The 26,398-nt window shown below is 60.8% G+C and carries 20 protein-coding genes and 1 pseudogene; 13 read left to right on the forward strand and 8 right to left on the reverse strand.

Translation table 11 applies throughout. The annotated features are described in order from the left end of the window. Nucleotides 1-288: 288 nt before the first annotated feature. From ACP2YO_RS06530 to ACP2YO_RS06545, 4 genes and pseudogenes are all read right to left on the reverse strand, one after another. Nucleotides 289-1,030, reverse strand: a pseudogene (locus tag ACP2YO_RS06530) (AMP-binding protein); the annotation flags it as partial. A gap of 123 nt (nucleotides 1,031-1,153) precedes the next feature. Beyond that, nucleotides 1,154-1,966 (reverse strand): crotonase/enoyl-CoA hydratase family protein, encoded by an 813-nt coding sequence (locus ACP2YO_RS06535; RefSeq protein WP_426440117.1) that lies wholly within the window; start codon nucleotides 1,964-1,966, stop codon nucleotides 1,154-1,156. A gap of 15 nt (nucleotides 1,967-1,981) precedes the next feature. Beyond that, entirely contained in the window at nucleotides 1,982-2,680 is a 699-nt protein-coding gene (locus ACP2YO_RS06540) for a TetR/AcrR family transcriptional regulator (RefSeq protein ID WP_426440118.1), read from the reverse strand. Nucleotides 2,681-2,939: 259 nt separating this feature from the next. Then, on the reverse strand, nucleotides 2,940-3,887 hold the full coding sequence (locus tag ACP2YO_RS06545; RefSeq protein ID WP_426440119.1) for a LysR family transcriptional regulator: 948 nt from the start codon (nucleotides 3,885-3,887) through the stop codon (nucleotides 2,940-2,942). Nucleotides 3,888-4,068: 181 nt separating this feature from the next. Here ACP2YO_RS06545 and ACP2YO_RS06550 point away from each other — a divergent pair, with 181 nt between their 5' ends. The 4 genes from ACP2YO_RS06550 to ACP2YO_RS06565 all read left to right on the forward strand — a co-directional run bounded on the left by ACP2YO_RS06550 (nucleotide 4,069) and on the right by ACP2YO_RS06565 (nucleotide 7,135). After that, a complete protein-coding gene (locus ACP2YO_RS06550) occupies nucleotides 4,069-4,815 on the forward strand; it encodes an SDR family NAD(P)-dependent oxidoreductase (protein WP_426440120.1) in 747 nt (248 codons plus the stop codon). Between the two features lie 71 nt (nucleotides 4,816-4,886). Further along, nucleotides 4,887-5,312 carry a GlcG/HbpS family heme-binding protein gene (locus tag ACP2YO_RS06555; protein ID WP_426440121.1) on the forward strand — a complete coding sequence of 142 codons (426 nt, stop codon included), beginning with the start codon at nucleotides 4,887-4,889 and terminating at the stop codon, nucleotides 5,310-5,312. A gap of 106 nt (nucleotides 5,313-5,418) precedes the next feature. Further along, nucleotides 5,419-6,018 carry a redoxin domain-containing protein gene (locus ACP2YO_RS06560; RefSeq protein WP_426440122.1) on the forward strand — a complete coding sequence of 200 codons (600 nt, stop codon included), beginning with the start codon at nucleotides 5,419-5,421 and terminating at the stop codon, nucleotides 6,016-6,018. A 487-nt stretch (nucleotides 6,019-6,505) separates the two neighbouring features. Then, complete coding sequence (locus tag ACP2YO_RS06565; RefSeq protein ID WP_426440123.1) at nucleotides 6,506-7,135, forward strand: alpha/beta fold hydrolase; 630 nt, start codon at nucleotides 6,506-6,508, stop codon at nucleotides 7,133-7,135. Between the two features lie 360 nt (nucleotides 7,136-7,495). Here the strand turns inward: ACP2YO_RS06565 and ACP2YO_RS06570 are convergent, their stop codons facing one another. Further along, complete coding sequence (locus ACP2YO_RS06570) at nucleotides 7,496-10,603, reverse strand: efflux RND transporter permease subunit (protein WP_426440124.1); 3,108 nt, start codon at nucleotides 10,601-10,603, stop codon at nucleotides 7,496-7,498. A gap of 13 nt (nucleotides 10,604-10,616) precedes the next feature. After that, nucleotides 10,617-11,855 carry an efflux RND transporter periplasmic adaptor subunit gene (locus ACP2YO_RS06575; RefSeq protein ID WP_426440125.1) on the reverse strand — a complete coding sequence of 413 codons (1,239 nt, stop codon included), beginning with the start codon at nucleotides 11,853-11,855 and terminating at the stop codon, nucleotides 10,617-10,619. A gap of 255 nt (nucleotides 11,856-12,110) precedes the next feature. Between ACP2YO_RS06575 and ACP2YO_RS06580 the strand changes: the two genes are divergently transcribed. The 8 genes from ACP2YO_RS06580 (at nucleotide 12,111) to ACP2YO_RS06615 (ending at nucleotide 20,415) form a co-directional block, all read left to right on the forward strand. Continuing rightward, nucleotides 12,111-12,500 (forward strand): hypothetical protein, encoded by a 390-nt coding sequence (locus ACP2YO_RS06580; RefSeq protein WP_426440126.1) that lies wholly within the window; start codon nucleotides 12,111-12,113, stop codon nucleotides 12,498-12,500. Nucleotides 12,501-12,954: 454 nt separating this feature from the next. Then, nucleotides 12,955-13,611, forward strand: coding sequence for a response regulator (locus ACP2YO_RS06585; RefSeq protein WP_426443091.1), 657 nt, complete (start codon nucleotides 12,955-12,957; stop codon nucleotides 13,609-13,611). Nucleotides 13,612-13,650: 39 nt separating this feature from the next. Beyond that, the gene (locus ACP2YO_RS06590) at nucleotides 13,651-14,949 is read left to right on the forward strand and encodes an ATP-binding protein (protein ID WP_426440127.1); all 1,299 of its coding nucleotides are present in this window, start codon (nucleotides 13,651-13,653) and stop codon (nucleotides 14,947-14,949) included. 308 nt (nucleotides 14,950-15,257) lie between these two features. Next, the gene (locus ACP2YO_RS06595) at nucleotides 15,258-15,755 is read left to right on the forward strand and encodes a hypothetical protein (protein WP_426440128.1); all 498 of its coding nucleotides are present in this window, start codon (nucleotides 15,258-15,260) and stop codon (nucleotides 15,753-15,755) included. A gap of 182 nt (nucleotides 15,756-15,937) precedes the next feature. Then, a complete protein-coding gene (locus tag ACP2YO_RS06600) occupies nucleotides 15,938-16,798 on the forward strand; it encodes a helix-turn-helix domain-containing protein (protein ID WP_426440129.1) in 861 nt (286 codons plus the stop codon). A 419-nt stretch (nucleotides 16,799-17,217) separates the two neighbouring features. Continuing rightward, nucleotides 17,218-18,690: a catalase gene (locus ACP2YO_RS06605; protein ID WP_426440130.1), complete on the forward strand. Its 1,473-nt coding sequence runs from the start codon at nucleotides 17,218-17,220 to the stop codon at nucleotides 18,688-18,690. A gap of 121 nt (nucleotides 18,691-18,811) precedes the next feature. Beyond that, the gene (locus tag ACP2YO_RS06610) at nucleotides 18,812-19,555 is read left to right on the forward strand and encodes an MIP/aquaporin family protein (RefSeq protein WP_426440131.1); all 744 of its coding nucleotides are present in this window, start codon (nucleotides 18,812-18,814) and stop codon (nucleotides 19,553-19,555) included. Nucleotides 19,556-20,061: 506 nt separating this feature from the next. Beyond that, nucleotides 20,062-20,415, forward strand: coding sequence for a carboxymuconolactone decarboxylase family protein (locus tag ACP2YO_RS06615; protein ID WP_426440132.1), 354 nt, complete (start codon nucleotides 20,062-20,064; stop codon nucleotides 20,413-20,415). Between the two features lie 120 nt (nucleotides 20,416-20,535). Here the strand turns inward: ACP2YO_RS06615 and ACP2YO_RS06620 are convergent, their stop codons facing one another. After that, nucleotides 20,536-23,640 (reverse strand): efflux RND transporter permease subunit, encoded by a 3,105-nt coding sequence (locus ACP2YO_RS06620; protein WP_426440133.1) that lies wholly within the window; start codon nucleotides 23,638-23,640, stop codon nucleotides 20,536-20,538. Further along, nucleotides 23,640-24,950 (reverse strand): efflux RND transporter periplasmic adaptor subunit, encoded by a 1,311-nt coding sequence (locus ACP2YO_RS06625; protein ID WP_426440134.1) that lies wholly within the window; start codon nucleotides 24,948-24,950, stop codon nucleotides 23,640-23,642. Before ACP2YO_RS06625 ends, ACP2YO_RS06620 begins: the two co-directional genes overlap by 1 nt. 493 nt (nucleotides 24,951-25,443) lie before the next feature. Between ACP2YO_RS06625 and ACP2YO_RS06630 the strand changes: the two genes are divergently transcribed. After that, the gene (locus ACP2YO_RS06630) at nucleotides 25,444-26,298 is read left to right on the forward strand and encodes a PepSY domain-containing protein (RefSeq protein WP_426440135.1); all 855 of its coding nucleotides are present in this window, start codon (nucleotides 25,444-25,446) and stop codon (nucleotides 26,296-26,298) included. The last annotated feature ends 100 nt before the right edge of the window (nucleotides 26,299-26,398 follow it).

Below are 26,398 nucleotides of genomic sequence, written 5' to 3' on the forward strand. Positions count from 1 at the left end.
TCTAGCTACCAGGTAGCTACCACGGCGACGGAAACGCGGTGTGGTTCTGGAAGCGGTCATTCGTAATGACAGGGTCATAGGTTCGAGTAATGTTTGCGACATCACTCAACCTGATGAAATTGCTCCCGAGTCCTTACGCGGTTCGCGGCGGTGATAACGTGAGATCGCAAGTCAGTCCCGGCGACCGATGGCAAGCGAATTCCATACGCCGTCGTAACGGCCGATCGCAGCGACCTGTCAAGGTCAGCATCCCCATCCGGTTCGTAATGCGCTATCGGTAGCGAGCCAAAGATGCATCCTTTCGACCACCCGTTTCATCAATTCTATCGAACAGGGCGCTCCTGCCGTAGCCCGCCGCCGTACGAAGGGTAGAAAGGTCGAACTCATCAAAGCGCGGATGGTCCAACTCGGCGGCGAACATCGTCGGCGCCGTGCAACGCGGTGCAGCCCTCCTCTCGCACGGCCTCAAGAACGGTCAAGGGATCGAAGCCACATTCGGATAAACGATCGTCGAGCCGTGGGTAAGGCACCCAAGATTGCCCATCACCATGCCGAAGCAATGATAAAGAGGAACGGGGATGCAGAGCTTATCTTCGTGAGTGAGCCTCATGCGCTCGCCGACGAAGAAGCCATTATTCAAGATGTTTCTATGCGTGAGCGTTGCCCCTTTGGCTTTGCAGCCTGACTTGCTGAGTGCGTACTCGAGCTCGGCCGCGCGGTAGGCCAGATTTACATTGACGAGGATAATGCCCGTCTTTGCTGTCGCCAGCTGCATCAGCAGCCAAGAGATATAGTTGTGCGACCAAATGCCCACGCGATCTCCCGCCGTTAAACCCAAATTCAGCAATGCGCTCGCAAGTCGGTTCGTTTCAAGCTGCAGTTCTCGGTAGGTGTATCGCCTACCCTCATGCCGGCTAACGACCGCTTCACGGTGCGGCCAGCGCTCAACCACTTCGTCAAAAACATCGCCAAGCGTCTGCTCGATCAGAGGCAAATGAGTGGAGCCCCGTGTAAAGCTCTGAACCAGCATCTGTCACGTTCTCCATAGTCAAGCGGGCTGCTTTGCGGGAAAGTGCGTTACCGGAGGTATTGCCATCGAGTCTTGGGCAGCGCGCGTTCGTCGGCGCCGCCTTTCATTTGCCAGGGAGAGTGATCAGATTTTCTCGAAATTACCATGGCGGCCCAGGCCGCTCGCAAAGCGACCAGCGCCGGCCGCTCCTTCCTTGAAGTGCGCTTCGGTGCCATTCGCCCATTCGCGACGAAGTGCCTCGCGAACCGGCAAACCGTACGTTTCAAGCACCGAGCGGCGGTCGGCACGCACAGCCTCCTGGGGGAAACGTGCAATTTCCCGCGCCATCGTCTCAGCCGCGGCCCGTGCTTGACCGGGAGCAACAACCTTTTCACACATTCCGATGCGCACTGCCTCCTCCGCGGGGACTTTGCGGCCGGTCAGAATGATTTCCATGACCCGGCCTTGGCCCACCAGCCGCGCAAGTCGGACACTTCCGCCGTCGAGTAGCGGAATCCCCCAGCGTCGGCAGTAAACTCCGAAATAGGCGGTTTCAGCCATTACGCGGATGTCGCACCACAATGCGAGTTCCATTCCGCCCGCGACGGCCGGCCCCTCCACAGCCGCGATTACCGGCTTGGACAACTCAAGACGCGTGGGGCCCAGCGGCCCTCGGGGCGCTGCGTTCGCTCCGATGGGGAAGGCCAAGCCGTCCACGACTTCACGCTGAAAGATGTCGCGGTTCGACAGGGTGCTGGCGAATTTAAGGTCCCAGCCCGAGCAGAACGCACCACCTTCGCCCCATAAGACCGCCACGCTGGCAGTTTTATCCGCGTCGAATGACTTCATTACGTCGACTATCGCGTCGGCACTTGCGGGGTCCATCCCGTTACGGGCCTCGCTGTATCTGCTATGGATCACTGTCCATACCGGACCGTCTTTCTCAACACCCACCATTTCTCTTCTCCTGTTCTACTTTGTCTTGGCTTGCGGTTTCGTCGCATTGCGCTGGCCAGCTTCGTCATGGGAGTCGTCGAGCGACTGTGACGAAAACGTCCACAATTGTTGCAACAGCAGCCGCAGCAATTCTCGCGGGTCGATCTCCAGAAAATCCAAACGCCCCGCGATTTGCAGAACGAGCGCACCGATCATTTGGCTAAAGAGGAGAACGACCATGGGGCGAACATCCACCGATGCAAGCCCACGAGCTTCCGCCAGTGGCTCAGCGATCCGTTGCAAAACCGTCCAAAGCGCCTGATTGAGACGACGGTCCGCTTTCTTACCGACACCCTGGCGCTTAAGTCCCCGGAAAGCGTATAGACCCAAGTTCACTTCGAAACGGTGCAGAAGATAATATTCGAGGAAGGCACGGCACGCCGCTTCGACCTGAAGTTTCGGTTCTTCGACATGCAAGATCGCGTCCGCGACGTGGCGATCGAGAAGAAATAGCGATTGTTCCAGGAGAGCAGCGTAAATCGCCTCCTTACTTTGGAACAAGGGATAGATCGCGCCGGTCGTACAGCCCGCCCGAAGGGCGATGCCGCGCATGGTTGCGCCTTCCAACCCCTTATCGACGAACTCGTCGCGCGCCGCATTCAGGAGCAAATCGCGCTTTGCCCCCTTTACTGCGCCTGACCAACCCTGCGGCCGCGATATTTGATTGTTACTCATCCATAACGATGTTACAGATCGATCGATTTGTCAACCGCTCTCTGTCTCGCCTCGAGAAAAGGGACAAGCCGATTCGCGCTCATCCGGCGTCCTCGGAACGCCGTGTCGCGCGAAGTAGCGCGGTAACCCGACAATCATCATCCGCACCGCGCCAAGCTTGCGCGCAACAAGCTGGGAGCTTTTGACCCGTCCGCTGCGCAGCGCAACATCGGTCGAGCGGGTATCAAAGAGGCTGACCGGACCAACATCCCCAATGGCCTTAGCTTGCGTCAGCAACGGGGAGCACTGCACGAAAATGCTCTGAGTTATTGACGTCCTGGACTCGCGGGAAAAGGTTCGCGGCGAGGAAGTCCACGAAGACCCTGAGCTTGGGAGACAGGTGCCGGCTCGACGGCCACAGGACGCGAAGGGTCCCCGAGGGCTCAGCGTAGTCGTCCAGCACGGCGACGAGTATGCCCTCGCTAAGTTGCCGGCTTATGGCGAAGTCGGGCAGACAAGCGATACCCATGCCCTGTTCGGCCATACAAATGAGTGGCTCAATCGTGCTTGCCACGGCTGTCCTGGGCAGTTCGGTTTCGATGCCGGCATGCTCGGGCCGAAGCGGCCATCGCTCGAACTTCCTGCTGGTCGGAAACTTGTGATGCAGGCAGGCATGAGCCTTGAGGTCGTCGGGGATCAGAGGAACACCCTTGGCCGCCAGATAGGCCGGCGCTGCCACAAGGCTTTTGCGATATGTGCCCAAAGTCCGGGTCATCAACCGCGAGTCGCCAATCTCCGCGAAGCGCACTACGGCGTCGAAGCCCTCCTCAATCACATCGACGACCCGATCGCTGAAATCGAGATCCAATGTTATCTCGGGATAGGCGCGCATGAAGGCGACAAGAGTAGGCATCATCAGCATGCCGACCAATGGCAAGCTGACACGTAGGGTGCCGCGCGGAGCCTCTTGCGTCTGAGAGAGTTCAAGCTCTGCCGCTTCGATTTCTGAAAAGATGCGGCGGCAGCGTTCGAGGAATAACCCGCCTTCTGCAGTTAGCGTGATGCTGCGGGTGCTGCGATGAAAGAGGCGCACGCCGAGCCGTTCCTCCATCCGCGCCACCGCCTTGCCGACGGCCGACGACGACACGCCAAGTTGGCGTCCCGCAACGGTGAAACTTCGGGCTTCCGCGGCCTGAACGAAGGCATTCAGCGATCCCAGACTGTCCACCCGCGAACCTCCATTGCGGACAACCAAGTCCGATATGTTTGGAACTATGGCCCATTTTTCAAGCCCCCAGGAGAGTTCATCTCTGGCCTATGCCAGACGGCATTCTGTGGGACGAACACTTCGATTTCACCGAGCAAGCGCCTTCTGCGGCTTTAAATCGAGATCGATCAAGGAGATGGTCATGACTTCGCCCGTTGTTTTGATTACCGGTGGACTCACCGGCATTGGGCGCGCCGCCGCCGTCGCCTTCGCCAGGAAGGGCGCCAAGGTGGTGGTTGCCGGTCGGCGTGATGAGGCCGGCAAGGCGCTTGTTAAAGAGCTGCGCTCTTTGGGTTCGGAGGCGGAGTTCATCAACGCCGACGTCCGCAAGGAGGATGACGTCCGCGCGATGGTCGACAAGACCGTCGCACGGTTTGGCCGTCTCGATGTCGCAGTGAACAACGCCGCCACCGAAGGTGCGGTCGGCCCGATCACGGACCAGACCGCGGAAAGCTTTGCCGCGACGTTCGAGACCAACGTTCTCGGCGTGGTCCTGAGCATGAAGCACGAAGTGCGTGCCATGCAGGCCCAGGGGAGCGGCAGCATCATCAACATCTCGTCGACCTATGGGCACGAGGGCGCGGCCTTTGCCTCGATCTACGTCGGCGCCAAGCACGCCGTCGAAGGCATCACCAAGTCGGTGGCGCTCGAGGTTGCCAAGTCGGGGGTTCGCGTGAACGCCGTCGCACCCGGCCCCACGGACACCGGGATGCTGACCCGTTTCACCGGCACGGCGGAGAACAAGGCGGCGCTGGCGACGCAGGTTCCGCTGGGTCGGCTCGGTCTCTCGGAGGAGGTCGCCGATGGCATCGTGTTCCTCGGTTCGGACCAAGCCAGGTTCGTCACAGGTCACGTCCTCAACGTCGACGGCGGTCACAGCGCGAACTGATCCTGTCCGGGCGCAACTTTTACGATCCACACCCGATCAACGCGCAATGCAAATCAAGTGGAGGGAGTCCAATGGCTAACGTGGTGAAGAAACACAGCATCTCTTCCGAACTGGCCCAGGAAATGGTGGATGCAGCGGTGGCGAAGGCCAAAGAAATTAGCGTTGCCGAGAACGTGGCCATCCTCGACGACGGCGGCAATCTCAAAGCCTTCAGCCGGATGGATGGGGCGCCGCTCCTTTCCGTCGAGATTGCGCAGAACAAGGCGTACACGGCTCTGTTCGGCGTCTCCACGCAGGATTTCTTCAACTTCATCCAGGGCGACCCATCGCTTTTGGCCGGCCTTCCCACGCTTGCGCGTGTGGCAGCGTACGGAGGAGGGTTTCCCATCAAGGTGGACGGGGAGATTGTCGGAGCGATCGGGGTGAGCGGGGCACCCACAGTGCAGAACGACGTCGATTGCGCGAAAGCAGCCCTGGCGCTCTTGCCGGCTAAGTAATGACCGCACGACCATGATGAAACAGCCCCGAGATGGCCGTGCTGTTCTCCCGCGGAGTCGGTCCACAGCCATTCAGGAGGAAAAGCCGAAGGAAAGGAGATCGATCATGAGAGCAGATATCTTACCGGGCTCCGTGTTTCCCGACTACGAATTGAGTGACCACACCGCGACTCGACGCAAACTCTCGGATTTACAGGGGCCGGATCCTATGGTCCTCGTGCTGAGCCGGGGAGGCTACTGCCCGAAAGACCGGCGTCAGGCTGAGCTATTGGTTCAACTCTATCGCGAGATCGAAGTCGCTTATTGCCGGCTAGTCACGATCAGCACCGACAATTTGCTCGAGACAAACGAATATCGCACCGGTGTCGGCGCACACTGGCCGTTCTTGTCGGATGCTGGCCGCAAGATTCAAAAGGATCTCGATATCGCTGAGTACACGGACCCGGCACACAATCCCATGATTCCCCACACGATTGTTTTGGAGCCGGGGCTCGTCGTGTTCAAGGTTTATAACGGCTACTGGTTCTTCGGACGACCGACCAATGAGGAACTTCGACAAGACCTGCGTGCCGCTATAAGGAAGTGCCGCCCTGATTGGGATATCACTTCCGCTGATCAAAGGGCTGCATGGGCGAGCGGTGAGAAAGATCGCTTCCATCCGTATGGAAAGAGCTATGCGAGGGCGCTTGCCGATCAGGACTTATAGACTGATGGCGCCGGGCCGCCATGCCATTAGCGCTCCTGCGCGATGGGGTATCGGCTGACTAACAAGGGTGGCCGTATTCACACGCACTGGAGAAAGCTATTCTATAAATCAGCGAGCAATTTGATCCCCAATCGGATTCCAACGCTGATCCCACCCCATGCCGCTTGAAGTTATTGCCGGGGCGAAGGAAACCGAAGTTGCCCTGGGTCACGCATGGGCGCCGACAAGGGGGCAAATTTGAACGCTGATTGATATTCGATGCAAATTTCGATCTTGGGGACTTTTGAACTCCTCGTCGTCGGGGAATCCGGCTGAAGAGGCGCATCGAAAGCATCTGGTCGGTCCTGAGAACAAAATACCCATCACTACCGCGCCGACCAACTTCATTCGCTTATGGAATACGTACTCGTCCGGGCTGCGGTCTAACGCACCGGCATCACTGTGGGTAGACCCATCGCGAGCCAATCAGAGGCAAGGAGGAAATAGTATGATGGAAGCGATCTCAGCTGCAAAAAGGCCGATCTCGGCAGCGTTCACCTACGCCGAAAATTATGTCAGCCTTTACGGCTCCAGACTTCACTACGTCGATATCGGCGCAGGGGACCCGTTTCTGTTTCTACACGGCAATCCCACTTGGTCGTATTGTTGGCGGAACGTCATCCCTCATCTCGATCCGCTTGGCCGCTGCGTCGCGCCCGACTTTATTGGGTTCGGGAAGTCAGATCATCCTGACATCGCGTACAGGATATTCGATCAGATCCGTTACATTGAAGAGTTCGTAGTTCAGCCCGACCTCCGGAATATAACGCTGATTATCCACGATTGGGGGGCGCTTGTTGGCCTCAACCTGGCCCGTCGATTTCCCGGACGAGTTCGCGCCGTCGCGTTCTGTGAGTTTCCTGTCAAACCGTTGGGGACGCTCCAAGAGACTTGGCCGCTCATCGCCGAGGAGTTCAGCAAGTTCCGCTCCCCGGCGGGCCGGCCGCAAGGAAGCGATATCGGGCGACGCTTCGTCACCTCAATATCGGATGACGTGAAATCCTTCGGGATCGATCTGTGCCGCGGCTGCTTGCGACAACGCATTCCGAGGCGTGATGGCGGCGCATCCGCCCGCTGACGATACAGCAGAAGAGATCACGGTCAGAGCAATCGCTCGAGTAAGTCGCCCCATGACGGCAGACATCCAGTGAACCGCCGATCTCACAAGTTTGTTTACCAGGCCAGATCTACGACCGGTAGCATCGAAAGAGGGCCAAAGCATTGACGCTGGCACATGCCCGGCCGCCCGGGTGTAGAATTGGGCGGCCTGCTGCTCCATGCTCTGGGGCACCGCGGCGGCCCCAAGTTGCCATCGTCGGACCGCGACCGCCAGCACAATCGATCAGCCCGGGGCCGGATCGGCGATCGCCGGCCTTCAGAGGATTTCCCTTGGTCTCCGGCCCGGCGCGCTCCCTGATACTTCGCCGCGCGCACGTCGTCACTCTGCCGGCTGCGTCGCGTACGAGGTATCGGGTGTGGCGGCGCCAATGGAGAGGCGGGCGCAGCAGAACCATCGATAGAGAGCGGGGAGCACCAGCAAGGTGAGTAACGTCGCGCTGATCAGGCCGCCGATGACGACCGTGGCAAGCGGGCGCTGCACTTCGGCGCCGGAGTTCGTCGAGAGCGCCATTGGCAGGAAGCCGAGGCTTGCCACGGTCGCGGTCATCAGCACCGGGCGCAGCCGTGTCATGGCCGACTGCCAGGCCGCGGCGGCGACGGCGAGACCCTCCCTGCGCCGCTCCTCCATGGAGCTCACCATCACGACGCCGTTCAGGATGGCGATGCCGAACAACGCGATGAAGCCGACCGCGGCCGAGATGCTGAACGGCATCCCGCGCAGCGCGAGCGCGAATATCCCGCCGACGGCCGCAAACGGCACGTTGAAGAAGATCAGGGTCGCGACCCGCGCGCCGCCGAACATTAGATAAAGCAGCAGGAAGATGACGGCGAGCGTCACCGGCACGACGGTCAACAGCCGCGCCATGCCCTCCTGCAAATCCTGGAAGCTCCCACCCCAGGAGATCGTATAGCCAGGCGGCAGATGGACTTGAGCTGCAACTGCCCGTTGCGCGTCGGCCACGAAGCTGGCGAGCGGCCGTGCGCGCACATTGGCCTGCACCGTGATGATGCGCCGGCCTTGCTCGCGCTCGATCTGCGCGGGGCCGGGCTCCCAGCGGATATCGGCCAGATCGCCGAGAGGTACCGAAACGCCGGCGCCGTTGCTCACGCGCAGCGCCCGGATATGGTCGATGCTATCACGGTCCTGCGGAGTGAGCCGGACGCGGATATTGTACCGCTCGTCGCCGTCCTTCATGGTGCCAACGGTGCGTCCGCCGAGCGCCTCGACCAGATCGAGCACCTGGGTCGCATTGAACCCATGACGGGCAATCGCATCGCGATTGACGACGACGCGCAGATACGGCTGGCCGACGGTTTGCCTGGCCTGCACTTCGGCTGCACCGGGAACGCTCGTCACCACGCGCGCCACTTGATCGGCCAGGTCGTGGAGTGTTGCCGTGTCGGTCCCATGGATGACGATGGCCAAGTCGGCCATCACACCCTGCAGGAGGTCATCCATCCGCATCTCGATCGGCTGCGCCCAGCTCTGGGTAATGCCGGGCACGCTATCATCCAGAGCCTGCTTATAGGCTTCGATCAGTCCGGCCTCGGTCTGTGCGGTCCGCCATTCGGACTTCGGCTTGAGAATGATGAAGGTGTCGCTTTGCTCGACACCCATGGGGTCGGTTGGGATCTCCGAACTGCCGCCGAGCGTGACGACGGTCTTGACTTCCGGGAATCTCTTCAGCGTCTTCTCGACCATGGTCTGGGTGGCGATGGCTGATTCGAGCGAGATGCCGGGCAGCTTGGTGGTCGTTACGGTGAGTGCGCCTTCCTCCAGACGCGGCAGGAACTCCGCACCGAGGTTTGAGCCGATAACGAGCGCGCTGCCCAGCATCATGGTCGCTACCAGGATCGTGACGCCGGGATAGCGCATCGTTCGCGCGAGCACTGGCGCGTAACCGCGGCGGGCGATTCCGATGACGCGGCTGTCCCGCTCAGAGACCGGCTTGCACAGGAAGAACGATGCAAGCACCGGCATGAGCGTGAGGGTCAGCACAAGCGACGCGACCAGCGCGAACATCACCGTCAACGCCATCGGGCGGAACATCTTGCCCTCGACGCCCTGCAGGCTGAGGATCGGCAGGTAAATCAGCGTGATGATTGCGACTGCAAAGGCAACCGGCCGCGCCACATCGTGCGCAGCCTCGCGCACCACCTGCGCCGCGGGGAGGGAAGGCGCCTCGGCGCGGCGGCGCACGATGTTCTCGATCATCACCACGGCCCCGTCGACGAGGAGGCCGAAATCGATGGCGCCGAGACTCATCAGGTTGCCCGACAGCCCGGTGAAATACATCGCCGTGACGGCGGCCAGCATCGAGAGCGGAATCGCCAGTGCCACGATTAAGGCAGCCCGGAAATTGCCCAGCAGCAACAACAGCACGGCGATGACCAGGAACGCGCCCTCAGCCAGGTTGTGGGCCACGGTCCCCAGAACCCGGTCGATCAGATCGGCGCGATTGTAGTAGGGAACAATGCCGACGCCGGGCGGCAGCGTTTTGTTGATCTGATCGATAGCGGAGCCGAGCCGCTGCGCGACCACGCGCGTGTTCTCGCCCAGCGTCATGAGTGCGACGCCTACCACCGCCTGGCCGTCACCCTGGCTGGTCGCCGCACCAAGCCGCGGCATTGGCGCTTCGACTACGTCGGCGACGTTCTTGACGTAGAGCGGTGAACCGCCGGCTGCGGTGCGCAACACGATATTGCCAATGTCACCCATCGATTCCAGCAGTCCTTCGCCGCGGATGACGGCCTGCTCGCCGTTGCGCGCGATCGTCGCGCCGCCTGTCGCGCGGTTGTTCTGCGTCACCGCGTTGTAGATGTCCTCTATCGACAGGCCAAAGCGCGTCAATGCGCTCTCGGAGACACGGACCTCGTAGGTCTTGAGTTCGCCGCCGTTGACGTTGACCTCGGTGATGCCCGGGACCTGCTTGAGCTGCGGTGCGACCTGCCAATCCAGGATCGAGCGCAACTGCATAAGCGAGTAGTTCTTGCCCTCCACCTTGAACTGATAGATCTCGGAGAGACCGTCGGAGAGCGGGCCTAGCATCGGCGTGCCCGCTCCTGCGGGCAGGGCCGTCTGGCTCAAGCGCTGCGCCACCAGCGTGCGGTCGGTCAGGATATCGCCGCCGTCGGCGAACTTCACATAGATGACGGAGAGCCCGTAGCGCGAGATCGAGCGGTAACTCGTCATGCCCGGCAGGCCCTGCAAGGCGAGTTCGATCGGCGTGGTGATCGAACGCTCCACGTCCAGGGGGGCGAGCCCGGATGCCTGGGTGGCGACCAGCACCTGCAGCGGCGAGATGTCCGGGTCGGCATCAAACGGCAGGCGTTGCATGCTCAAAACTCCGGCGGCGACAAGCGCGGCGATGAGGATGAGCACGACCGAGCGGTTGCCAAGGGCGGCATCGACAATCCTGTTGATCATGGCGATGTCCTGTTTAACCTTGGTCCGGAATGGTGGACTGCATCAGCGCCGCCTTGAGCCAATAGCTGCCCCCGCCGACGACCGGCATGCCGGCCGCGAGCCCGCTCGTGATCTGGGTCTTTCCGTTTGCGACCAGGCCGGTATGAACCGCGCGCCAGGCGAACTGGCGATCTCCTGCCGGAATGAAGACGACGCTCTGGCCATTGACGTCCTGCAGGCTTTCGCTCGGCACCATGATGCCGTCGTCTCCCTGCGGTGCGAGAATCGTGACGGTCGCGAACATATTCACGCGCAGCGCGTCGTCCAGATTTGGCACTTCGCACCGCACCTTTGCCATTCCGGTGGTCGGCTCGATCTCGTCGGGAATGTAGGTGATGCGGCCGGTAAAAACGCGCCCCGGAAAGGCTTTCACCTTCACCTCGACTGCATCGCCGACCTTGACTGCGCCAAGATCCCTCTCTGCTATGTCGGCCTGCACCCAGACGGTTGAAAGGTCGGATACGGTGAAGATTGGCGTCGCCGGATCGACGATCTCCCCCTTGGCGACAGAGACAGTGTCCAGTACGCCGGCGAATGGCGCGACAATCGCGCCCCGCGAATCCAGCGTCGGCTGATCGCCGGACGGGCTTGCGTCCGCCGCGGCGGCACGCAAGGGCAAGAGCCGCGCCTCCTCTTCCTGGTACTGCCGCAACTGGGCTTCCTTGGTGCGGAGATCGGCTTCCATGCTGGCCGCGGTGGCACGACGGGCCTGGACCTCGGCCTGGGTCACGAGGTCGCTGCGAATGAGGTTTGCCGCGCGATCATAAGCAGCATTAGCCGCAGTGAGTTGCGCCTTTGCCTGATTGAGCGCAGCTTCGGCGCCCAGAACCTTGCTATGGGCGGCACTGAGGTCGAAATTGTCGAGAACGGCCAAGCGCTGACCCGCGACCACCCGATCGCCGGCGTTGACGTCGAGCGCTTCGATCCGGCCGCGCGCTACGGGCCTGATGCGGGCAAGATGGAGTTGGTTATATTCAACACTACCCGTCGCCGACACGGCGCGCACCAGCGGTGCGAGCTTCGTCTCCTCGATCTGCAATCGCGCGTTCGTAAACTTCGCCTCGGGGAGCGTAATTGTAGCGGGCAGCTTCGGATCGACGGTGTCTGCCGACGCGGCGCTTACAGGCACAGCGATCGAAGCGGCCGGCAACGAACGGCCCGCCGCAAATCCCGCGGCCAAGGCGATGGCGATTGCCGCAACGCTGAGACGCAATCGGTGCCTCGCAAGCGGCAATGTTCCACGAAGAAGCGATGGGCCACGACTAGACTCCGCCCCATTGATCGCGAAAAGGTGGGCTGTTTGTAATAGGCGTGTATGCATCATTATTTTCCCGCTCCGATGAAAACCCTTGGTCGCATCGCTAGCGGGCTTTTCTGACGCGGGCCTGAAGCCTGTTTGCAATGATGTTCAGGCTGGCTTCAGCTTTCTCCAAACGTGACTTTGCGGAGACGGCGTGCCGCGCCGACCATGGCGCTGGCACGTGGCGGCGGTGGCAGCTTTGGCGGTGGTGGCTTCCACGGCGGCGGTGGCTTTGCTGGTGGAGGCTTCCGCGGCGGCGGATTCACCGGCGCTTCCATGGCTTTGGCCCTGGCCCTGCCGTTGTCCACGATGGTGGCGGCTTCCGCGGTTTTGGTCCCGGCCCCGTCGTTCGGGGAGGTCATGATCACGACTTCGGTCACCATCGCTATGGATGGGCTATGGGTCTATCCCCACGGCTACCATGATGACTATGCGTATTACGACTGTCCCTACAGTTACGACGATTCGTATTACGACAACGGCAGCTGCCACGTCGTAAACCGGCGCGTGCACACCACCCACGGCTGGCGCACGCGCCCGGTTCAGGTGCGCGGCTGATCGTTCGCAGGCAATTTCTGCGTGCGATGATACATCGAACATCCACGAGCATTGGCCTCAGCGCGGTTCCGCGCGCTGAGGCGCTTGATGCATCCAGGACCGAGACATCTTCTGCTCCGCGACACCTCGCGACACTTGCGGAGCGGGCTCTTCCAACTAGCCCTTGAACGGTGGAATAACGATCCCGTGAACGGCGCCGTAGGCTCTCACGATAGTCGGATCGGTCTTGGCGGCGTGTGCCATCGTCGCGAAGACGGTGACAACCACGGCCAACATTCCGAACCAGGTCAAAACAGTGCTCCTCATGGCAGTTGCTCCTTTCTTTGCCGAGAATGTTTCCCGGAAGGGATCGTTAACGGGCTTTTCTGACACCGGCCTGAAGCATACTCTCGGACGTGTTCAGGTTGGCTTCAGCCTTTTCCTGCATCTACACTTGATGACGACGGGTGGACCCATGCGAGTCTTGCTGGTGGAAGACGAACCGCACCTTGGTTCGGCCGTGCAGGAGCACGTTCGAGCGGCAGGACACGCCGTCGACTGGTTCGAACGGCTGGAGCCGGCGGAGCATGCGGTACGCACAGTGCCGTATGATGCGCTGCTGCTTGATCTGCACCTGCCCGATGGGCGGGGCCTGGATTTCCTGCGCAAACTCCGTCGCCGTGGAAATGCGCTGCCGGTCGTCATCCTCACCGCGCGCGATCTCGTCAGCGACCGGATCGAGGGGCTGAAAGCGGGTGCGGACGATTACATCGTCAAGCCCTTCGACCTCGACGAAGTGAATGCGAGGTTGGAGGCGGTCAGCCGCCGGTACTTCGGAAAGGCGGTGCCGGTCCTTCAAGTCGGCCCAGTGGAGCTGGAATGGGAATCGAAACTCGCGCGGCTGGACGGGCGACCAGTCGAACTGAGCGCGCGGGAGTGGGCCGTGATTGAAGTGCTAGGCCGGCGACGGCAATCGACGGTGTCGAAAGAGCAGATCGAGGATGCGCTGTACGCGTTCGGCGAGGAGATCGAGAGCAACACCATCGAAGTCTACGTCAGTCGCATTCGCCGCAAGCTTGGGCGGGATTTCATTCGCACGATACGCGGTCTCGGCTACCGCTTCGGAGATTAGCACGTGGGGCACGGGAGCCTGGTTTCGCGGCTGATATGGATGCTGGCCTCGTCGATGGCGGGGCTGTGGCTGCTGGGGAGCATCGCCGCTGGGTTGCTGACGATATTCGAGGTCAACGAACGACTCGACGATGCGATCGAGGAGGTGGCGCAGCGGCTGCTGCCCGCCACCTATGATGCAGTCCAGCAACCACAGGCCATGCAGCAGATGGCCAAGCACCTGGTCGCGACGATGGATTCCAAGGCTCTGGCCTATCAGATCATCGGTCCGACCGGCGAGGTCCTCATGCGCTCGGAGAACGCGCCCGAGAGGCCGTTTCCGGTGCCGCGCCAGGCTGGATTTCATGACGCGCCGAGTTACCGGATCTATTCTCAGCCGGCGGTTGTTGATGGCTACTTCATTGAGGTTGCCGAGCCCGCCGTGCACCGCTCCGAGTCTCTGCGGCGAGCGGTCGCACTTACGGTCGGCCCGCTTTTGTTATTTCTGCCGCTATCGTGGTTCTTGATCCGCTGGGCGGTGTTTCGCAGCATGCGCTCGTTGGACCGCTTGCGGGGCGAGATCGGTCGTCGCGACGGCTCCAATCTGTTGCAGATCCCCGATATGGGCCTGCCGACCGAGCTCGCTTCGATGCTGGCAGCGGTGAACCGCTTGCTCGAGCGGCTGGAGCGTGCGCTTGCCAACGAACGCCAGTTCGCAGCCAACAGCGCACACGAATTGCGGACGCCGATCGCAGCCGTGCTGGCACAGATGCAATTGTTGTCGGCGCAGCTCGCTGGCACGCAGCACGCAGACCGCGCCGCACGTATCGTCAACCAGATAAAAGGTCTCAGTAGTCTTGCCGAGAAGCTACTGCAATTGTCCCGGGCGGGGGCAGGTGTAGGAATGCTGCGGGAACGCATTGATATGTTGACCGTGTTACAGGTTCTGGTCGATGAGTTCCGCCGACGCGAGGACGTGGGCGACAGGCTGGTCGTCACCGCCGAATGTCCGGACGAGTTCATCGTTCAAGGGGAATTGGACGTGCTCGGCATAACGCTGCGGAACCTTATCGAAAACGCCGTCCGTTATGGCGCTCCCGATGAGCCGATCGAGATTGTCGTCGGCCGCGACCGGCAAATTCGCCTGCTGAACGGCGGCGTTCCCATTCCATCTGAGACACTCGAAAATCTGAAGAAGCCGTTCGTTCGCGGATCGTCGGTTGGGGCAGGCGGTGGTCTCGGGCTCGCCATCGTCGACAGCGTCATGAAACAGATCGGTGGCAGCCTGACCCTCATCTCACCTGTCAAGGGCCGTGCCAGCGGCTTCGAGGCGCGTCTGGTCTTCCCTGAGCCGATCTGAAGTCCACTTCGAGCCGACACCGGTCCTCGGATATCGGCAGCGGAGCGGATAGCGTCAGTTCGGAGTGCGATCTTCAAGTAGATGCTCAGGCGTACCTATGGCCTGGCTGCGATTCGGTGTGCTTGTACTTAGGCGCGCTGTTGCCGGGACCCACTGCATTGGTGCGATGGACCAAATCGGCGCGGCAAATCACGACAGACTCGCGCCGAGTTGAGTGACTCTCACGCGGACGGCGATAGCAATGTTCCAGAACAATCGCCATCTCAAGCGCACCGGCTGGGTAGCGAAATCTCGAATGGAGAATGGTGATGTTGCGAAAGGGAGCAATCGTGTTGCTGGCCGCTGCCGCCGTTGGATTGGCCTCGCCAACCATGGCATTCGCCCGCGGAGGTGGAGGTGGCGGTCACGGTGGCGGCGGATTTGGCGGTGGCGGCGGCTTCCATGGAGGCGGCTTCGGCGGCGGAGCTTTCCACGGCAGCGGATTTGGCGGCTTTCATCCCGGCGGCCTTAGCAGCGAATTCCATGGTGGAGAGTTCCACGGAAGCACCTTGGCTGGTGGAGCCCGCGACCATGAGTTCGGCGGTGGTTTTCATGATCGGGGATTTCACGATCACGACTTCGGCCATCATCGCTTCGGAGGGAGCTACGGCTTCTATCCCTACGGCTACGATGATGACTATGCTGATTACGACTATCCCTACAATTACGACGAATCGTACTACGACAACGGCAGCTGCTACGTCGTAAACCGGCGCGTGCACACCACGCACGGCTGGCGCATGCGACCCGTTCAGGTGTGCGGCTGATAATGCACTGCGCGCAGTTTCGGCGTACGGCGATCATACATGGCAACGAACGAGATCGAATGATGGCTAGTTCTGCCGAAGCTACCTTCAATCTATCCGCTCCGCTTTTTCGAGCTCCAGCGCCTCCGATCAGCGATTACCATTCCCCGGCACCGGTACACCCGAATCTTGAAAATCGCTCGATGGTGGACTATGCCCCATCGGAGATCGTGAGGCGACGTTCCGCAGCCTGGTCAGGTTTGCGGGTGGAAACGGTCGAGATCACGCGGCACAAGCCGTTTGAATATCGATTCCGGGCTCCCTGCCATCTACTTATCGCCGCGGAGCTCGCGGAGCGCGACGGCGGTGAGACCTTTGTTGAGGGCCTGCCCCGGTCGACCCTGCGCAATTTCACGCGCAAGCTGACCTTCGTTCCCGCGGGCCATGACTTTTATGGATCGCAGAAACCGCGAGCGTTAGCTCGTGCAATCTATTTCTATATCGATGTGCGGGGACCTCTTGCCGATCCTGCGCTGCGGTTTGGCGAGATTCAATTCAAGCCGCGCATGTTCTTTTACGATCACGATCTCTGGCAAACTGCTCTCAAGCTCAAGTCGCAGGTCGAGTGCCCTGGCACGATGCTCCGCCAATACGCCGATGCGCTCGGAGTTTTGCTGACGCACGAAATCGTCCGCATCAATGGCGACGCCGCGCTCTACGAACCGGTCACTCGTGGCGGGCTTGCGTGCTGGCAGCGCAAGCGCGTGGCTGCCTATATCGAGGAGCATGTTGCCGATGACATACCGCTTGGAACCCTGGCCGAGCTGGCGCGGCTAAGCCCTTGGCATTTCTCCAGATCGTTCAAGCAGTCCTTCGGTGTGCCGCCTCACAAATATCATGCCAGTCGCCGGATCGAACGAGCCAAGCAGCTATTGGCCAATCGCGAGCTGTCCGTTACCGCGATTGCGTTCGAGGTGGGCTTCAGCGAAACCAGCACATTCAGTGCCGCGTTTCACAAACTGACCGGTCAGACCCCGAGCAGGTATCGCCGCAACATCGATTGAAAGCGCGGCGTCCGAGCCGAAGACCCGCCCTGCCTGCGGTCGGGGGAAGGCTGCTTTTTCCAAGCGACAAGTCGAAGGCCCAGGGGACTCGAGGTGCCGGACCCTTGAACGAGGTCGCGCCCCAAATTGGGTGCTACCGCGCGCAACATACAGAGGTTTGACGCTGGCGCTGGAATGCGTCGAGCCGCTGCCGCTGAGTGCCTTCCAGCCCGTCCAGCTTTCTCGCAAGGCCGCTGCAGTCGCAGCAAACGAACCAAAGTAATTGCGAAGTGGACGGATACATTTCCATCCGCGCCCTTATTCCGCAAACACCGACCGAATGCGACCCGCGGATCTCGCAGACACCACGGGGACAACGGACAACACGTCCGCAAATCAACACTGATCCGACTAATCACCATTGAGCAGAGGACGTTCCCATGATCGATCGCACCCCAAAAATGACCCACGCCACCGGTACGCCCGTGGTGGACAACACGAATATCATGACGGCTGGTCCGCGCGGCCCGGCTCTGCTCCAGGACATCTGGCTGATCGAGAAGTTGGCGCATTTCGACCGCGAGGTGATCCCGGAGCGGCGGATGCACGCCAAGGGCTGGGGAGCGCACGGCACGTTCACCGTGACGCACGACATCACCCGCTACACCAAGGCGAAGATATTCTCGGGGATCGGCAAGATGACTCCGATGTTTACTCGGTTCTCGACCGTGGCCGGGGAGCGCGGCGCCGCCGACGCCGAGCGCGACATCCGTGGCTTCTCCCTGAAATTCTACACCGAGGAAGGCAACTGGGACATCGTCGGCAACAACACGCCGGTGTTCTTCTTCCGCGATCCACTACGCTTCTCGGACCTGAACCATGCCATCAAGCGCGACCCGCGCACCGGGCTGCGCAGTGCGGATAACAACTGGGATTTCTGGTCGCTCCTGCCCGAGGCGTTGCATCAGGTCACCGTCACCATGTCGGAGCGCGGCATTCCGAAGAGCTTCCGCCACATGCATGGCTACGGTAGCCATACTTTCTCGCTGATCAACGCCGCCAATGAGCGGATTTGGGTCAAGTTCCACTTCCGCACGCAGCAGGGTATCCAGAACCTCTCCGACGAGGAAGCGGCGGCTGTCGTCGCCAGGGATCGCGAGAGCCACGGCCGAGACCTGTTCGAGAGTATCGAGCGCGGCGACTTTCCGCGCTGGACGCTGTTCATCCAGGTAATGACCGACGCACAGGCCAGAGCCTTCCGCTTCAATCCGTTCGACCTGACGAAGGTGTGGCCGCAGGGCGACTATCCGCTGATCGAGGTCGGCGTGATGGAGCTGAACCGCTATCCGGACAACTTCTTTGCGGAGGTCGAGCAAGCCGCCTTCTCGCCGGCCAATCTGGTGCCGGGTATCGGTTACTCGCCGGACAAGATGCTGCAGGGTCGGCTGTTCTCCTATGGCGACACTCAGCGCTATCGGCTCGGGGTCAACTTCAACCATATCCCGGTGAACGCGCCGAAATGCCCGTTCGTCAGCTATCATCGCGACGGCCAGATGCGAACCGACGGCAATCTCGGCGCAACGCCGAGCTACTGGCCCAACAGCAAGGGCGCCTGGATCGACAGTAACGAAGCGCTGATCGAACCGCCGCTGCCGATCGAGGGCGATGCGACCCATTGGGACCATCGAGTCGACGATGATCACTATGAACAGCCCGGCAATCTGTTCCGGAAGATGAGCTCCGCCCAACAAAAGGTTCTGTTCGAGAACACCGCTCGCGCCATGGGTGATGCCCGACTTGAAGTCAAGCAACGCCACGTCGCCAACTGCACCAAGGCCGATCCGGCGTACGGCGCAGGCGTCGCGAAGGCGCTGGGTATCAAATTCAAATCGCAAATGGCCGCCGCCGAGTAGGCTTGCTGGCTTTAGGCGGTCGGCGGCGCTCTCTGCTGCGCCGCCGGCTTCCGCCGATCAAGCCGGAACCCCTTGGCCCTAACCCGGTCGCGCCGGGTCAGTATCATCTCTGGAGAGAACGATGTCTAACCAGTCTGCATCCAAGCTCATCGCCGAGTTCATTGGCACCTTCGCGTTCGTATTCATCGGCGCTGGCGCCGCAGCCATAATCGGCGACGGTGTCGGCCTGCCCGGCGTCGCCGCAATTGCCTTCGCCCACGGCCTGGCCATCATGGCCTTCGCCTTCGCGTTCGGCTCAATATCAGGCGCGCACATGAATCCGGCCGTCACTATCGGTGTTCTAGCCGCCGGCGCGATGCGCGTTGGCGAAGCGATTGGCTACATCGTCAGCCAGCTCATCGGAGGCATCGCAGGCGCGCTCTTGCTGCGAACCGTTCTGGGTGGTGCAGCCACCGGCCTCGGCACGCCGGCACTTGCACACAATCTCGCTTTGGGCGCCACATCGGTGACGATCTCGCCCGCCGCCGGTTTCATGATCGAGGCGTTGCTCGCCTTCTTTCTGGTGACGGTCGTACTCGCCACGGCGGTTGCGGGCCGCGCCGGAAATCTCGCGCCGCTGGCAATTGGAATGACGCTGACCTTCAACATCCTCATGGGTGGGGCCCTCACAGGCGCCCCCTTCAACCCGGCGCGGGCTCTTGGCCCAATGGTCGCGACTGGCAAATTCGATGATGCATGGTTGTATCTCTTAGCTCCGATCGTTGGCGCCATCGTCGCTGCCATTGTGCACACCGGCCTCGGCCGGCTCGCCCAAGAGGGGTTGGCGGCCGGTCCGGGCAAGGCCGCCCAGACGCCCGCTCAGTGATGCCTAGAAACGAAGCTTTGAAATCAAAAGACCGCACCAAGCTCAATTTTTGTGACGGTCGAGCTAGACGACGCTCGAGCTTCAACTCGGGCGAGAGCGTCGAATATTCGAGCAGGTGAACCGGTCAGTAGCTATGGCAGTTCGTACATTCGTATTACCGTCGCAAACGCCGCTATCGCACGATCGACGATGGTGTCGTCGAACTGGGGCTCAGAGGTTATCGCGCGCCGAGCGCCAAGGCGTCGGGCGGCGCATGTCTGCTGCGCCCAGAAAGCGGTCCCCGTTGAGCATAATCGACTGCGTGCTGCCGATCGTCAGGGACCGCTTGATCCGATGCCCCCTTGTCTTGAGAACGGACGCGATATCGGGGGAGAAGCCTTCCTCCAACTCGAGTGGAGCGTCGCGGCCACCCTGCGCGCCGCCCTTTCTCGTCGAGGAATTGCAGGCGGTGGGACAACGCATCCCCGAATTCGAGGGGTCGTTGAGTGGTTCGCAAGAGCCTAAAGGTGCACTACCAGCAACGCTTCGGCGATTGGCCACTTTATTGCGAGAGAATGCTCAGTTTAGATCCGGGCCATTTCGCGGTGATGCTTGATCTTCTGACCTGCGGTGTCCCGGGGCCAGGCCTCGACGAAAAATCGCGAACGCTGATCGTACTGGCGCTGAACGCCTGTTTCACCGAACTGAATCCAGAGGGCGTACGCCTTCAAATCCGCCGGGCATTAAGGCTCGGCATCAGTCGTGCTGAGATCTTCAAGGTGTTGCAGATGGCGGCTCACATCGGCATCCACGCTTGTTCGATCGGCGTGCTGTCGCTGGTCTCTGCCATGGAAACCAACAAGATTCCCTTCGAACATTGACAGGTCGAGCCAGGGCATCCCAGCACTTTAGCGCCGTTGCCCGCTCTCTGTGCTTCTGATGGTCAGCCGGCATCGTCCACGCATTTTGGACGCAGCCGGCCAAGCGACGTTCTGCGGCTGTCACCGATTGTGCGTTGTAAGCGGTGTGCTTGCTGACGGAACCGCAATCCGCTGTCTCCGCAGCCGATCGAACGCTAGATGCACAACAGGCGTGGTGAATAGGGTCAGGATCTGGGAAACAACGAGGCCGCCGACAACGGCGATGCCGAGTGGTACGCGAAGTTCTGCGCCGGGGCCGTGACCTAGGGCGAGAGGCAAGGCGCCGAGAAGTGCTGCCAGCGTCGTCATCATGATTGGACGGAATCGCAGGATGCAGGCTTGGCGAATGGCGTCGGCGGGTAATGCTCCCTGTTCGCGCTCTGCCTCGATTGCGAAATCGATCATCATGATCGCGTTTTTCTTGACGATGCCGATCAGCAGAATAATGCCGATCATTCCCATGATGGAAAGGTCCCTTCCTGACCACAGCAGCGCCAGCAGCGCGCCAAGTCCTGCTGACGGCAACGTCGAGATGATCGTGAGTGGATGGATCGCGCTCTCGTAGAGCACGCCGAGCACGATATAGACTGCAACCACGGCTGCCAGGATCAGCCACGGCTGGCTCTTCAGAGAATCCTGGAATGCCTGGGCGGTGCCCTGAAATGACCCCGTGAGGCCGACCGGCATGCCTGCATTGAGCTCGGTGGTCCGGATCGCAGCAACGGCGTCGCTCAAAGCCACGCCGGGCGCTAGATTAAAGGAAAGAGTGGTGGCGGGCAGTGCGCCCTGGTGGTTGATGGTGACCGGAAGAACGGCTGTACTGACAGTTGCGAGCATGCTCAGCGGAATCAGCTTCTGCGTTGTGGAGGAGCGAGCATAGAGATGGGTCAAAGCTTCGGTGTCGAGTTGAAAGCGCGGATCGAGCTCCAAAACCACATGATACTGATTGACTTGCGTGAAGAGTGTGGCCACCTGCCGCTGGCCGAATGCATCATAGAGAATGTCGTCAATCGCCTGAACGCTGACTCCCAGTCGCGCCGCCGTTGGCCGATCAATCACCAGCATCGCACTGGTCGCCGGCTTCTGCTTGTCGGACGTGACATCCTGAATACCCGGAATCGCAGACATGGCCTTGCCAACCACCGTCGCCCATTTGTCGAGTTCGGCTGGGTTTCCGCTCTGAAGAGTGTATTGATACTGCGCCGCCGACTGTCGACCGCCGATCTGAACGTCTTGCCGGATTTGCATTGCAAGCGTCAGGCCTTCGATACTGATCGTGGCTATCTTGATCCTTGCCATGATCTGGGCGGCGCTCGATGTACGCTGCGCGAAAGGCTTGAGGTTGATCTGGATCTGCCCGACGCTCGATGAAGGGCTGGGATTAATCCAGTAGGCAGCGTTGTAGACGTCGGGATCGCTTGAGACGATCCGGCCGAGCTGCTGCATCTTGGTCGACATAGCCTCAAACGAGATATCGGTTGCGGCCTGTGCCTGTCCCTGAATAAAGCCCGTGTCCTGCTGGGGCAAAAATCCCTTGGGAACGAGCAAATAGAGCCAGATCGTGAGGACAAAAATTGCCGCGGTGACGAGCAGCGTAAGCAAATGGTGCCTCAGTGCAATGTCGAGGCAGCGTGCGTAGCCGCTGGTGATGGCTTCGAAGCCGCTTTCGGACCAGCGGTACAGCCGCCCGTGCCGGATGCCATGGCCGTCATCGATGAGCCAAGCGCACATCATGGGTGTCACGGTGAGGGAGATGACGCCGGACATCAGGATCGCTACGCTGACCGTCACGGCGAATTCGCGAAACATCCGACCGACGACGCCCCCCATCAGAAGCACCGGAATGAACACGGCAATCAGCGAAATCGTCATGGAGATGATGGTGAACGCCACTTCGCGCGCTCCTGAGATCGCGGCTTCGATTTTCGTTTTTCCCATCTCGATATGGCGGATGACGTTCTCGATGACCACGATGGCGTCATCGACGACGAAGCCGACGGCGATGACGAGACCCATCAGCGAGAGGTTGTCGAGGCTGTACCCGAGCAGATACATGACGCCGAAGGTGCCGAGCAAACTCAGCGGGATCGTGATGCTTGGGATGATGGTGGCCCAGACGTTGCGCAGGAACACGAAGATGACGGCAACAACCAGCGCGATCGTGATCAGCATCGTGTACTGAACGTCATCGACCGATGCCTGAATGATCTGTGTGCGATCGCCGACGACCGACAGGGTAACGGCGGCCGGCAATCCCGCCGAAAACGCCGGTATGCGATCCTTGATCGCCTGGATCGTGCTGAGAACGTTGAAGCCGGCCTGCTTATGGATGTCGATCATGACGGCGCGGGTACCCTGCAGCCATGCCGCCTGATGGGTGTCTTCCGGCGCGGTGACGACCGTCCCTAGGTCGCTCAGCAGAATTGGCGCGCCGTTGCGGTAGGCAACGACCATCCCGCCATAGGCCGGCGCGTCGATCAGCTGGTCGTTGGCATCGAGAACTACCGTCCGGTCCGCGTTGCTGAGCGATCCCTTGGGTGAGTTTACGGTCTGTTGCCCGATCACGTTGCGGATATCCTCCAGCGTCAGGCCGCGCGAAGCGACCTTGTCCGGATCGAGCCTTACCCGAACGGACCGACGCTGTGGGCCGTGGAAATCGACCAGGCCCACTCCAGACATCTGCGAGACCTGCTGCGCGATCACGTCCTCCGCATAGTGGTCGAGTTCGGTCACCGACACGACGTCGGAACTGAGCGAGAGCGTCAGCAGCGTCGCCTCGGCCGGATTGACCTTGTGGAAGGTCGGCGGGTTCGGCAGGTTCTTTGGCAGCGCACCTGCGGCAGCGGAGATCGCAGCCTGTACGTCTTGCGAGGCCGCGTTGATGTCACGGCTCAGGTCGAATTGCAGGGTGATATTCGTCTGCCCCGACGAACTCGTCGATGTCATTTGCGCGACACCGGACACGTTGGTCGCCAACGAGTTCTCCAGCGGCGTCGCGACGGCCGTAGCCATCGTTTGCGCGCTCGCGCCAGGCAGTTGGGCCGATATCGCGATCGTCGGAAAGTCGATCTGCGGCAAGGGCGCCACGGGCAGCATGAAGTACGCGACCGTGCCCAGCAGCGCCAGTCCAAGTGCCAGCAGGCAGGTGCCGACGGGACGGCGGATGAAGAGTTCGGAAATGACCATCACTCGGTTCGGGATACGGTGGATGCCGTTTTGGTATCGGCCTGTGTGACGCTCACTGCAGTACCTTGTGTCAGCCGCGACTGTCCGGATACGACGACGTTCTCGCCGGGCTTCACGCCCGACAGCAGCGCCGTGACGTCACCGACCGCCGGTCCGGACTTGATCGAAGTGCGCGCAACGGTGGCGTCGGGCTTGACGATGAAGAGATAGGGACCATCCTGACCGTTCTGGATTGCGGCCGACGGGACGATGGTCGCATTCCGATCGGTTTTGACGATCACGCGGGCGGTGACAAGTTGCCCCGGCCAAAGCGCGCTGTCGTCGTTGCCGAACTCTGCCTTCAGTTTGACCATTCCTGTGGATGTATCGACCTGGCTGTCGATCACTGTCAGTTTTCCTGTCGCGAGTTGGCGCGATCCGTCACGGGAGTATATCGTTACGGGAAGCGACGCCTTAGCCTGACCGGAGAGAAGATCGGGAAGCTCGTCCTGCGGGAGCGAGAACTCAACTGCGATGGGATGGATCTGCGTGAGGGTCACCAACCCGCTCGCGTCGCTTGCATGGACCACGGCGCCTTCGTTGATCTGCTTGAGCCCCACACGCCCGGAAATCGGTGACGTGATATTTGTATAGCCAAGGTTGATGGTAGCGGTATCGACCGCGGCCTGATCTCCCATGAGCGTTGCCTGCATGATCGCGACCTGAGCTTTTGCCTTGTCGGCGGCCTGTCCCGTCCCGGCGCCTGTGAGTGAAAGTTTAGCGGCTCGTGTGTCTTCGGCCTGATCGCTCGCGAGCTGGGCCATGTCTTTTTTGAGCGTGGCTTGGGCGGCCGCCAACTGCGCCTGATACGGTCGTGGGTCGATCTCAGCGAGGAGGTCGCCAGCCTGGACGGACTGGCCTTCGACAAAGGCGATCCGCTGCAATTGGCCGTCGGCGCGGACCTTTACGTCGACCTGATTGAGTGGCAGCACTGTTCCCAGACCGGATCTTTCGATGGGCAAGTCTCGCGTGGATGCCTTGACCGCGGTCACCGGAATGGCTGCGATAAGCAACGGTTTGACGGTCGGATTCGATGAATTTTTGAACCCGGACGTTGCCGCGGCTCCGCTGGCCGCGATCAACAGAAAGGCAACCAGGAGCTTTCGGCGACGCCCGCTCGAAAGCGTGTGGCGATTCTTGAGACCGCGCTCGATATCTTCATTGGCGTTGGTGTCCTCGGCGAGGCTCCGTGAAGAAGCGCCAGACGCGGGACCAGTGGCACCATTTTGTGGAGAGATTCGATTGTTGTCAGGGAGAGGAGTTCCGGTCATTGAGCGCCAGCGATCATTGCGTCGCACAATGACTATTTGACCCGACTTAGCTGATAATTAGGGCTTTGCCGCGCCGCTTGATTGCCGTTTACACTGTTCATATTCTGAGGCTCAATTGCGGAATTGGTAGAATACCAGCTGCGAACGCCTGGGCTTCGGCAACACCGAGGCGGGTCCTGGTCGCCTACAGATCCGGGTTGTTGGCCACCGCGCCGATGGCAACATCACCGATACCCAGCGGATGCCCCGGGGCCAAGCGATGCGGACTTAGGGCGGCGTCGCGCATTTGCGAGCCTGGGGCGAATATCTGTTCCAGCTCCTGAACAATTCTTCATCCTAAGGCGCTCCTAAGTTGGGGCGCTCATCATTCGGCATCGTCTGGCACAAGCTCGTTCGGGGAGATACGGGTTTCCGCCACCATCGATCTGCGCTCTGTCTCGTAAGTATCGCATCGCAGCCGGGACAAATCGAGCCCGTTCCGGAGGATTGCTTCTTGCAGAGAATAATCTCTCTCCTCCCGGTCGTCGGTGTCCTTTGCCTCATCCTGCTCGCACTCAGCGCGGGCAGCCGCGTTCTCGGCCAGGACGTATCAAAACAATGTAGCTCGTTGGGCGACCTTTCGTCCCTTCGCACAATCGCCGAAAATGCCCTGACCATCGTCAACGCCGGGGATCTCACGCGCGCCAAGGCGCGGATCAAGAATCTCAAAGCGAAGTGGAATAAAATGGAGGCGGCGCTTCGTCCCTGCGATCCGGGGCGATGGCGGGTCATGGACAAGGCGATCGACGTGGCTCTTGTGCAACTGAGTGCCAAGAGGCCGCAAGCGCCAACCGCGAAGGATGCCCTGCAGAATCTGTCCGCCAGCCTTGATCGGCGCGGCCCGAACTTACCGGCCACGGTTGAGAAAGCTGCAACAGCGCAATCGGCATGGCTTGCGGTCACCGATATCATCGACACGGCCGAAAAGCTGCGGGGCGAGGGAACCGTACTCGACGTAAGCTTCTTCGAACCAAAAGACGGCCAGCCAGTATATGCAGTCCGCACCTACGCGAATGGGAAGGTCTGGGACAGTCTCCTCGACAGTACGACCGCTGCAGTGATCGACGAGGGTATCATGACGCAGGAATCGGAATTGGACAGGGAGCACCAAGCGGAAGTAGCCGCCTTGAAGGGCGTCAAGGTCACGTTGCGCCAGGCCATTACGTCAGCTGAGAATACCGATGGCGGCCGTGCGATTGATGCCGGCTTGGTGCAGGTGCACGGCGGCCGGGTATGGGAAATTCTCGTCCAAAAAGGAGCGAAGTCTCGGCAGGTTCACGTCGATTCGGTTACCGGGAAGATCCTTTGAGTCGGTGGTTCCCGGGAAGAATTCTTCATCCTAAGGCGCCCCTAGGTCGGGCGCACTCATCATTTGGCGAAAGCGCGCTGCCCCAACGATCGACTTGGTT

The organism is Bradyrhizobium genosp. P, from assembly GCF_049949265.1.
Taxonomy (GTDB): domain Bacteria; phylum Pseudomonadota; class Alphaproteobacteria; order Rhizobiales; family Xanthobacteraceae; genus Bradyrhizobium.

Coding starts and splice junctions, on each gene's coding strand:
- ACP2YO_RS06535 (WP_426440117.1), bottom strand. CDS start 1,966: ATGGTGGGTGTTGAGAAAGACGGTCCGGTATGGACAGTGATCCATAGC.
- ACP2YO_RS06540 (WP_426440118.1), bottom strand. CDS start 2,680: ATGAGTAACAATCAAATATCGCGGCCGCAGGGTTGGTCAGGCGCAGTA.
- ACP2YO_RS06550 (WP_426440120.1), top strand. CDS start 4,069: ATGACTTCGCCCGTTGTTTTGATTACCGGTGGACTCACCGGCATTGGG.
- ACP2YO_RS06555 (WP_426440121.1), top strand. CDS start 4,887: ATGGCTAACGTGGTGAAGAAACACAGCATCTCTTCCGAACTGGCCCAG.
- ACP2YO_RS06560 (WP_426440122.1), top strand. CDS start 5,419: ATGAGAGCAGATATCTTACCGGGCTCCGTGTTTCCCGACTACGAATTG.
- ACP2YO_RS06565 (WP_426440123.1), top strand. CDS start 6,506: ATGATGGAAGCGATCTCAGCTGCAAAAAGGCCGATCTCGGCAGCGTTC.
- ACP2YO_RS06570 (WP_426440124.1), bottom strand. CDS start 10,603: ATGATCAACAGGATTGTCGATGCCGCCCTTGGCAACCGCTCGGTCGTG.
- ACP2YO_RS06580 (WP_426440126.1), top strand. CDS start 12,111: ATGGCGCTGGCACGTGGCGGCGGTGGCAGCTTTGGCGGTGGTGGCTTC.
- ACP2YO_RS06585 (WP_426443091.1), top strand. CDS start 12,955: ATGCGAGTCTTGCTGGTGGAAGACGAACCGCACCTTGGTTCGGCCGTG.
- ACP2YO_RS06590 (WP_426440127.1), top strand. CDS start 13,651: ATGCTGGCCTCGTCGATGGCGGGGCTGTGGCTGCTGGGGAGCATCGCC.
- ACP2YO_RS06595 (WP_426440128.1), top strand. CDS start 15,258: ATGTTGCGAAAGGGAGCAATCGTGTTGCTGGCCGCTGCCGCCGTTGGA.
- ACP2YO_RS06600 (WP_426440129.1), top strand. CDS start 15,938: ATGGTGGACTATGCCCCATCGGAGATCGTGAGGCGACGTTCCGCAGCC.
- ACP2YO_RS06605 (WP_426440130.1), top strand. CDS start 17,218: ATGATCGATCGCACCCCAAAAATGACCCACGCCACCGGTACGCCCGTG.
- ACP2YO_RS06610 (WP_426440131.1), top strand. CDS start 18,812: ATGTCTAACCAGTCTGCATCCAAGCTCATCGCCGAGTTCATTGGCACC.
- ACP2YO_RS06620 (WP_426440133.1), bottom strand. CDS start 23,640: ATGGTCATTTCCGAACTCTTCATCCGCCGTCCCGTCGGCACCTGCCTG.
- ACP2YO_RS06625 (WP_426440134.1), bottom strand. CDS start 24,950: ATGACCGGAACTCCTCTCCCTGACAACAATCGAATCTCTCCACAAAAT.